Annotated in this window: 8 protein-coding genes; 7 read left to right on the top strand and 1 reads right to left on the bottom strand. The window is 67.2% G+C overall.

The features are described from left to right. The 7 genes from QH195_RS28290 to QH195_RS28260 all read left to right on the top strand — a co-directional run. Positions 1 to 795, top strand: a 795-nt coding sequence (locus QH195_RS28290; protein ID WP_280437625.1) for a cell division protein SepF, incomplete at its 5' end; no start/stop codon positions are given. Between the two features lie 92 nt (positions 796 to 887). Then, the gene (locus QH195_RS28285; RefSeq protein WP_068038887.1) at positions 888 to 1,190 is read left to right on the top strand and encodes a YggT family protein; all 303 of its coding nucleotides are present in this window, start codon (positions 888 to 890) and stop codon (positions 1,188 to 1,190) included. A gap of 63 nt (positions 1,191 to 1,253) precedes the next feature. Then, complete coding sequence (gene wag31, locus QH195_RS28280; protein ID WP_280419660.1) at positions 1,254 to 2,099, top strand: DivIVA-like cell division protein Wag31; 846 nt, start codon at positions 1,254 to 1,256, stop codon at positions 2,097 to 2,099. A gap of 56 nt (positions 2,100 to 2,155) precedes the next feature. Beyond that, entirely contained in the window at positions 2,156 to 2,353 is a 198-nt protein-coding gene (locus QH195_RS28275) for a hypothetical protein (protein ID WP_280419659.1), read from the top strand. 356 nt (positions 2,354 to 2,709) lie between these two features. After that, the gene (gene ileS, locus QH195_RS28270) at positions 2,710 to 5,877 is read left to right on the top strand and encodes an isoleucine--tRNA ligase (RefSeq protein ID WP_280437624.1); all 3,168 of its coding nucleotides are present in this window, start codon (positions 2,710 to 2,712) and stop codon (positions 5,875 to 5,877) included. A gap of 229 nt (positions 5,878 to 6,106) precedes the next feature. Next, a complete protein-coding gene (locus tag QH195_RS28265) occupies positions 6,107 to 7,036 on the top strand; it encodes a hypothetical protein (protein ID WP_280421942.1) in 930 nt (309 codons plus the stop codon). A 280-nt stretch (positions 7,037 to 7,316) separates the two neighbouring features. Beyond that, positions 7,317 to 7,832 carry a C40 family peptidase gene (locus QH195_RS28260; protein WP_432278361.1) on the top strand — a complete coding sequence of 172 codons (516 nt, stop codon included), beginning with the start codon at positions 7,317 to 7,319 and terminating at the stop codon, positions 7,830 to 7,832. 12 nt (positions 7,833 to 7,844) lie between these two features. Here the strand turns inward: QH195_RS28260 and QH195_RS28255 are convergent, their stop codons facing one another. After that, positions 7,845 to 8,720 carry a UTP--glucose-1-phosphate uridylyltransferase gene (locus tag QH195_RS28255; protein WP_280421943.1) on the bottom strand — a complete coding sequence of 292 codons (876 nt, stop codon included), beginning with the start codon at positions 8,718 to 8,720 and terminating at the stop codon, positions 7,845 to 7,847. Between the last annotated feature and the right edge of the window lie 744 nt (positions 8,721 to 9,464).

Below are 9,464 nucleotides of genomic sequence, written 5' to 3'. Positions count from 1 at the left end.
GGGGGGGCGCTTCTCCCCCCCCCCACCCCCCCCCCCCCGCTCCGTCGGCGGGGCCCCCGCCCTCCCACCCCCCCCCCCCCCCCCCCCCCCCCCCCCCCGGGGGGGGGGGGGGGGGCGGCGGGCCCCCCCCGCCCCCCCCGTGACTACCCCGACCGCGCTCCCCGCGACTACGACGACCGTCCGGACTACGACCGGTACGCCGAGGACCGTTACGACGGTCCCGACTACCGCGAGGCGCCGTACAAGTCCTCGTATCAGCCCAGCTACCCGCCGCCCCGGCGGGACGACTACCCGGGCGACGCCTACGCCGACGATTACGAGGGTCCTCGTCGCCCCACCCGGATCGACGCCGCCGCTTCCGGCCGGTATCGTCCGGGCGGCGGTGCCTCCCTGCGTGGCGCGACCAGGGGAGCGCTGGCAGTCGATCCCGATGCCGAGGAGCGACGGCTGGCCGAACGGGTCCGTCCCGAGCCGGCCGCCGCCCGCCGTCCCGCGATCTTCGAGGACGGAGGTCCCTTGTCCAAGATCACCACGCTGCGTCCGCGTGACTACAGCGAAGCGGCGATCATCGGCGAACGGTTCCGGGAGGGCAACCCGGTGATCATGGACCTGGTCGACCTCAGCAACGCCGACGCCAAACGCCTGGTCGACTTCGCCGCCGGGTTGGCGTTCGCCCTGCGCGGCTCGTTCGACAAGGTCGCCACCAAGGTGTTCCTGCTCTCTCCGGCCGATGTCGACGTATCGGCCGAGGAACGGCGCCGGATCGCCGAAACCGGTTTCTACAACCAGAAATAGCGGCCCTCGCGCCCGCAGCGGGCGTGAGGCGGACGAGACCGAAGTCGGCGCGGGCATTTTGCACCGCGCCGATTTTGCGGCAGAGTGAGACCGTGGCCTTGTTCGCGGTGCTGTACTTCGTACTGTTCATCTTCTGGCTGTTGCTGATCAGCCGGGTGATCGTCGAGTTCATCCGTAGTTTCGCCCGCGACTGGCGTCCCACCGGGGTGATCGTCGTGATACTCGAGGTGATCTTCACGATCACCGATCCCCCCGTGAAGCTGCTGCGACGGCTGATACCACCGGTCTCGCTGGGCGGAATTCGACTGGATTTGTCGATTATGGTCCTGCTGTTCCTGGTGTTCATCCTGATGTCTGTCGTCAGCGGCCTCGGCGGGTCGGTAGCTCCGGTGTGACAGAATGGTCCGAGAAGACTTGCCAGAGCCGCTAGATCTGACAACGCGCGAAGGGATCCTTCCATGCCGCTGACCCCAGCCGATGTGCACAACGTCGCGTTCAGCAAACCGCCTATCGGGAAACGCGGCTACAACGAGGACGAAGTCGATGCCTTCCTGGATCTGGTCGAGCAGGAACTTTCCCGGCTGATCGAGGAGAACGCGGATCTTCGCCAGCGGGTTGCCGAACTCGATGCGGAACTGGCCGACGCCAAGAGCAGCCGCGGTCCGGCCGGTGCCGGGCTCGGGAAACCGGTGCAGCAGGCGCCGCCGCCGGAGCCGGTGAAACCGCCGGTCCAGGCGCCGCCGTCGGTCCCCATCCCGGCGGTTCCGGCCGCGCCCCCCGCGGCCGATGCCGGCGCCGACGCCAATATGCAGGCCGCGAAGGTGCTGAGCCTGGCGCAGGAGATGGCCGACCGGCTGACCAGCGATGCGAAAACCGAAGCCGAGAATTTGCTGGCCAACGCGCGCGCCAACAGTGAGCGGCTGGTCAACGACGCGCGGGCCCGGTCCGAAGAGATGGTCGCCGACGCCCGGCACAAATCCGATGCCATGCTCTCCGATGCGCAGACCCGGTCCGACAGCCAGCTGCGGCAGGCCAAGGAGAAGGCGGACGCGCTGCAGGCCGATGCCGAGCGCAAGCATACCGAGATCATGGGCACCATCACCCAGCAGCGCAATGTCCTCGAGAGCCGGATCCAGACCCTGAAAACCTTCGAACGCGAGTATCGGGTGCGCTTGAAATCGTATCTGGAATCGCAGCTCGAAGAGCTGGAGAACCGTGGCTCGGCCGTACCGGTGGACGAGGGTGACGCCTTCGACACCGGGGCCAACCAGCTTGCTCCCGCCTCGTTCGGCCAGGGCGAGTAAGCGCTCGATACCGCTGGGCGCGAACGGGCACCCGGCCTGCTGTCCTGGGGGTCAACATGCTTGTCTTGACACTGGCGCTCGCCGCGATCGGCCTGGTGCTGCTGATCCTGTCGCTGACCACCGGGTCGGTCGTCTGGGCGTGGGGTTGCATCGTGGTGTGCGGACTCGGTGCTGTGGTGTTGCTGGTGAGCGCGCTGTCGATGCGCGCACCCGAGGAAGAATTGCCGCCGCGGGACCACCACGCGAAACGCTGACGAGGACTGCTACGAACGAGAACCGAACTGTCCTTCCGTGGTGTGCGGCGGGGCGGGCCTTATAAGTAGTTGACCGTCACGGTTAGAATCAAACCTGACAGGCGACGATCCGGCCATCACCGGGGAGCTTTCGGAAGAACGGCGAGGTGAAGCGGCTCCGTGCTGCCGTACCCGCTCAGTAGAACCGAACGGGGTCAGCCCGTCACAGCTGGAAACGAAGTGGTCCGCCCGCCCTGCCGGGCAGGTGGGCAAGCGGGGTGGTACCGCGGTACCGGAGCACCGAATGCGCCGGTCGTCGTCCCCGTGCCGGATACGAGAGCGCTGCGGCGCCGGGCACGAGGAGATGTGAATCCGCGATGGCGGACGAGAATTCCAGCAGCAGTGCATATCCGCGCGTCGATCTCGGCGGCGGGTCGGGCGTGACCTTCCCCGAGTTGGAACGGGCCGTCCTGGACGCATGGGCCGCCGACGGAACGTTCCGCGCCAGCATAGACAACCGCGCCCCCGGGCCGGACGAGACCGGCCCGGCCGGCGCCGGCGAGTTCGTCTTCTACGATGGCCCGCCGTTTGCCAACGGTCTGCCGCATTACGGTCATTTGCTGACCGGATACGTCAAAGATGTCATCCCACGTTTTCAGACCATGCTCGGGAAACGGGTCGATCGGCGATTCGGCTGGGACTGCCACGGACTGCCCGCGGAAATAGAAGCGGAGAAGCAGCTCGGTATCACGGACAAATCACAGATCGACTCGATGGGTCTCGCGGAATTCAATGCGGCGTGCAAGAGTTCGGTACTCCGCTATACCGGAGAATGGCGCGACTATGTGACCCGACAGGCCCGCTGGGTGGACTTCGACAACGATTACAAAACCCTCGATCTCGACTTCATGGAGTCGGTGATGTGGGCATTCAAATCGTTGTACGAGAAGGGCCTCGTCTACCAGGGCTTCCGGGTGCTGCCCTACAGCTGGTACGAGCAGACGCCGCTGTCCAACCAGGAGACCCGGCTCGACGACGCCTACAAGATGCGCCAGGATCCGGCGGTCACCGTGGATATGGTGCTGCGGGTACCGGCCGAGCATCCGCTGGCCGACCTCGACGGCGCGGCGGCGTTGATCTGGACCACCACCCCGTGGACCCTGCCGTCCAACCTGGCGATCGCGGTGCATCCGGATGTGCGCTACGTGCAGGTCCGTGGTGTCGACGGTAAGCGGTACCTGCTGGCTGCCGAACGGCTCGGCCACTATGCCCGTGAACTCGGTGAGGAACCGGCAGTACTCGGCGAGTACGACGGCGCCGCGCTGGTGGGCCTCGGGTATCGGCCGCCGTTCGACTTCTTCGCCGGCCATCCCCGGGCGCACCGGGTGCTCTCGGCCGACTATGTCGCCACCGACTCCGGCACCGGCCTGGTGCACCTGGCGCCCGCGTTCGGTGAAGAGGATATGGAGGTGTGCCGCGCCAACGGGATCGAACTGGTGCAGCCGCTCGACCCGGGTGGCAAGTTCACCTCGATGGTGCCCCCGTACGAGGGGCTGATGGTCTTCGACGCGAACCCGGTGATCATCAAGGACCTCAAGGCCGCCGGGAAACTGCTGCGGCACGAGACCATCGAGCACTCGTATCCGCACAGCTGGCGGTCGGGGCAGCCGCTGATCTACATGGCGGTGCCGTCCTGGTTCGTGGCGGTGACCGAGTTCCGCGATCGGATGGTGGAGCTGAACAAGCAGGTCAACTGGGTGCCCGAACATATCCGCGACGGTCAGTTCGGCAAGTGGCTCGAAGGCGCCCGGGACTGGAACATCAGTCGTAACCGCTACTGGGGCAGCCCGATCCCGGTGTGGATCTCCGACGATCCCGCGTATCCCCGAGTCGACGTCTACGGTTCGCTCGACGAACTGGAACGCGATTTCGGGGTCCGGCCCACGGATCTGCACCGGCCGATGATCGACGAGCTGACCCGGCCGAACCCCGACGATCCGACGGGGCGCTCCACCATGCGCCGGGTGCCGGAGGTGCTGGACTGCTGGTTCGAATCGGGTTCCATGCCCTTCGCCCAGGTGCACTACCCGTTCGAGAACAAGGACTGGTTCGACTCACATTTCCCGGGCGATTTCATCGTCGAGTACAACGGGCAGACCCGCGGCTGGTTCTACACCCTGCATGTGCTGGCCACCGCGCTGTTCGACAGCCCCGCGTTCTCCAACGTGGTCGCGCACGGCATCGTGCTGGGTGAAGACGGCCTGAAGATGAGCAAGTCCAAGGGCAACTACCCGGACGTCAACGAGGTGTTCGAGCGCGACGGCTCCGATGCCATGCGGTGGTTCCTGATGAGTTCGCCGGTACTGCGCGGTGGAAACCTCATCGTCACCGAACGCGGTATCCGGGAGGGCGCGGGTCATGCGCTGCGGCCGCTGTGGAACGCCTGGACCTTCCTGCAGCTGTACGCCCCCGAAACCGGGACCTGGCGTACCGATTCGGCGAATGTGCTGGACCGCTACATCCTGGCCAAGCTGGCACAGACCCGGGACGTGATGACCGCGGCGCTGACGGAATTCGATATCGCCGGTGCCTGTGAGGAGTTGCGTACCTTCGCCGACGCGCTCACCAACTGGTATGTGCGCCGTTCGCGTTCGCGCTTCTGGGCCGAGGACCGGGACGCGGTCGATACCCTGCACACTGTGCTGGAGGTCGCGACGCGGCTGGCGGCACCGCTGCTGCCGTTGGTGACCGAGGTGATCTGGCGCGGTCTCACCGGCGGTCGTTCGGTACATCTGGCCGATTGGCCGGCCGCCGGAACGCTACCCGCCGACCCGGAACTGGTCGCGGCGATGGATGAGGCGCGCACCGTGTGCTCGACCGTGCTGAGCCTGCGCAAGGCGCAGCAGCTGCGGGTCCGGTTGCCGCTGGCGGAGGTGACCATCGCCGCCGCCGATGCCGATCGGCTGGCGCCCTACGCCGATATCATCGCCGACGAGGTGAACGTCAAGAAGGTCGATCTGACCACCGATGTCGCCGCGCACGGCCGATTCGAACTGGCCGTCAACGCCCGAGCCGCGGGCCCGCGGCTGGGTCGTGAGGTGCAGCAGGTGATCAAGGCGGTCAAGGCCGGCGAATGGACGGAAAGCGCCGGCGGTGTGGTCACCGCGGCCGGAATCGAGTTGCTGCCCGAGGAATACACGCAGCGGCTCGTGGCCGCCGAACCGGAATCCACTGCGGCACTGCCCGGTAATGCCGGCCTGGTGGTGCTCGATTCGGTGGTCACCGAGGAACTGGAAGCCGAGGGCTGGGCTCGCGATATCATCCGCGACCTGCAGGAAACCCGGAAATCCCTGGGCTTGGACGTCTCCGACCGGATCACCGCGACGCTCGAGGTACCGGCGGACCGGCAGGAATGGGCGCGAACCCATCGGGATCTCATCGCCGGTGAGATTCTCGCTGTAGAGCTGGAGTTCGGCCCGGTCGGCTCGGACGGCGCCGAGCTCACCGGGGGGTCACGGGCCCGGATCGCGAAGGCGAGCCGCTAGGCCGGCCCGCGCCGGATCCGGGACTGTTCCCGGTGATCGGCGGTGTGCGACAACACCACCGCACACCGCCGGTCCACCCGGCCGCACCGGATCAGGACAAGCCGGAGCCGGGTCATCCGGAGATCACCGCCCTGGCTGCCGAACATCGACGCCCCGTGTGCCGGAGCCGTCGGTGCCCGCGAGGTTATGGCCATGACCGAGATGAAGTGGCGCACTAGGGTATGCACCTATGGCTTCGGACAATCCCGACGAGTGGTGGCAGCACGCACCCGAAGGGCAACAACAGAAGGACTCCCCCTCGGGGCAGTGGCAACAGGGTTATCGATCCCAGGGCGGTCAGCCGGGGGTGCAGTGGGGGCAGACCGCGGGGCAGGTCCCGCAACCTGTTCCGCAGTCGGGCGCATGGGAGGTGCCGCCGCTCGGCTCCGGTGGGCAGGGAGGCCCGCCGCGGAACAACAATGCCACCCTGATCGCGGTATTGGCCGTGGTGGTGGTTCTGGTGCTGGCCGGTGTGGCCGGAATGGTGATCCTACGGTCGGGGGGATCGGAGGAGAACACCGCCGCGGCGACTGGCACCACCACGGAAACGACCGGTACGACAACGACTTCGGCCACCACGACGACCACGAGTGCGGCCCCACCGGCGGAAGGCGCGCCGGCCTTGAAGGAGGGTCTGTCTCCGGTCGTACTGTCAGGTCCCACTTTCGGTGATGGTGAGGACACCTACACCATGGCCTTCAAGGATTGGCCCTTCGCGTTCCGGACACCGGGCTCATGGGGCTGCCTGAAGGGCTCGATCGACACCATCCCGGACGCCCAGGCGTGGGGATGTGTCGACGAGGGGAATTCCTCGGCAGGTCAGCGAGTGAATCTGATACTGCGCAAATGCCCGGTCACCTGCGATGCCGCGACCCGGACCCAGTTCGACACCGACTGGTTCGACAAGGAAGGCGCGGCGAAGCAGTTCGACCCCAACACCTCGTATGTCGAGACGCCCACGAATGACAAGGGCAAGTACACCATCGATCTCAGCCGGTACGTCGCCGCCGAGGCGGGCGGTGAACCGGTCTGGCAGGTGGGGGTCTACGTGGAGTCGCCGTCGGCGACGAAAGACGCGGTCCTGAAGACCCTGAATGACATCCTGACGCAAACGCAATAAACATTTTTGTGATTTAGATCACATGCTAGAAGTTTGCCGGGGTGCTTGGTGATTGCCCTTCTGCCGGGCACAATCATCGCGATACCGCTGCGACCGTTCCGTCGGGAGCAGCGGGAACGGTGATCATTTCGTTCGGTTCTACCTGAGTGGAGTTGCGCCGGAGCTGATTCGCTCCGGCGTAGCTCCAATGGTCCGCGGTAGCCACCCGCTCGGCGGATGCCGCGAGAAAACCGGGACGCCGCACGGTGTCTCGTGCATCGACCGGCAGAAGGGTGGGCACGTGATCGGAATCGCACTGCGGCGAGGTATCGCCGGCTTACTTCTCACCACGGCCGTCACCGCGACGGCGGCCGCACCGGGTTGGGCACAACCCTCCGGCAGCGCGAGCGGGTCGGCCTCCGGCTCGAGTTCCCTGAGTGCCAGTGGATCGGCCGGGCTCCCGGTATCGACCCTCGCCGGCCTCGGCGCCCTCGCGGCCGCCGGCACGCAGACCGGGAAGATGTACGAGTGGGGTGCCACCGGACCGGATACCTGGGACTGCTCGGCGCTGGTGCAGTGGGCATTCCGCCAGGTCGGGGTGGCGCTACCGCGCACCACCTGGGAACAGGCGGAGGTCGGCGCGGCGGTACCGCCCTACGCGCTGGCCCCCGGTGACGTGGTGATCATCAACCGCGATGCGTCCCATGTCGGTATCTACGCCGGATCCGGGCAGGTTCTCAATGCCTACGGCGCCGGTGTCCCGGTGGGGCTCACTCCGCTCGAACACTTCTACGTGCACAGTATCCGGCGGTTCTGAGACCGGACCCGCTCACTCCACCTGGCGCCGCAGCAGCGGGCCGTAATCGGGATGGGCCAGCGCGGAGGCGAACTGCGCGACGAGGTAGTCGCCGGGATTGCCGGTGTCGTACCAGCGGCCCTGGATGACCTGCCCGTACACCGCGTGGTTGGCGGCGTAGGCGTTGATCGAATCGGTCAGGTACACCTCACCGGTGCGATGGGTGTACCAGTTCTCGGTCTGGGTGCGCAGCTCGTCGATGATGCCGGGCGTGACGACATAGCCGCCGATCGCGGCATAGGCCGACGGCGCGTCGGCCGGTTTGGGCTTCTCCACCAGACCGGAGATCCGCAACAGCCCGTCGTCCAGATCCTCACGCACCACCGGGACGCCGTAGCGCTGGGATTCGTTCGGGTTCATCGGCATCAACGCCAGCACGGGACATCCCGTGGCCTCGTAGGCGCGAATGAGCTGCTGCGCCCGTGGGACCTCGGCCACGAACACATCGTCGGGCCACAGCACCAGCATCGGCTCGTCACCGGCGGCGCGGGCCGCGTTCAGGACCGGGGTGCCGTTACCGTACGGGCCGTGCTGGTCCAGGTAGGTGATATGCCCGAGCCGGGACAGTTCCCCGACCTCTTCCACAGCGTCGGCGTAGGCGGTCTTACCGTCGGCGCGCAACTGGGCGACCAGCGCCGGGTTGGGCCGGAAATGATCCTGGATCAGCGATTTTCCGCCACTCACCACGATGGTGATATCGGTGATACCGGAAGCCACCAGCTCGCGCACCGTATGTTCGATCACCGGCTTGTCGCCGACCGGCAGCATCTCCTTGGGGATAGCCTTCGTCAGCGGCAGCAGCCGGGAGCCGATACCGGCAGCGGGAATGACAGCCTTGCGGATCATCATGGGCCGAGTTTATGGCTCTCCCGGGATGCGCGTGGGTTGCGGCCCCAAGGTTGCGCGTTTCCGCTGGGGAACACGCCGCGTGACCTTGCCGGACGCGCCCTCGGCGACGCCGGGCCGAATCGGCAGGCACGGCGGGGAGCCGGCAGAGCAGGCGCCGCGCCGACCCGGCACGGACCTGCGGTGCCCGTCCGTGGGGCCGAATTCGGCGAAGTACGGTGATGTTCGCCCGATATGGGTGCGCCCCGGGCAGCTACCCGCGTCCAGGGCCGGCCGGTCGGGTGCGCAAGGGTCCAGCGGTGTGTGGCGCAGCCCGATCACCCGAGTGCTCCACCGGCGGCGTGACACCGAGTTCGAAAGGTATCCGGCAACCGGCCGGGATCGGATCGGCCGCGCCCGGAGACAAGCGTCCGACGAAGAAGTTCGAAGGTTCGGCCGGGCCGGTTCGGGCGGGTGCCGGCGGCGGCACCGAGGCCGGGATTGCTCCACGGGTTCGGTTAGGGCCTGTCTCGCGCCCTCCAACGGCGGCGTGGCTGCCGCGTCCCCCGGACGGACAACAGATGCCGGGGGGAGCCCGCTCACCGGAAGTGCGCAGACGAACAGTGCCGGCATGAGCTCGCAGCCGCTTGCCCGGTGCGGCAGGCTTCGTGACCACGGTGCTGTGTCGCGTCCCGAGCCCGCGAACCGTCGAGTGGTGACCGACCGGCGCCGACCCGGCGCCGTTCCGATTCTTCGTTCGTTCGCCGG

This window comes from Nocardia carnea (assembly GCF_029868855.1).
Taxonomy (GTDB): Bacteria; Actinomycetota; Actinomycetes; order Mycobacteriales; family Mycobacteriaceae; genus Nocardia; species Nocardia carnea_A.
Note: the sequence above shows the minus strand (reverse complement) of the source record. Positions and strands in the feature narration are given on the sequence as shown.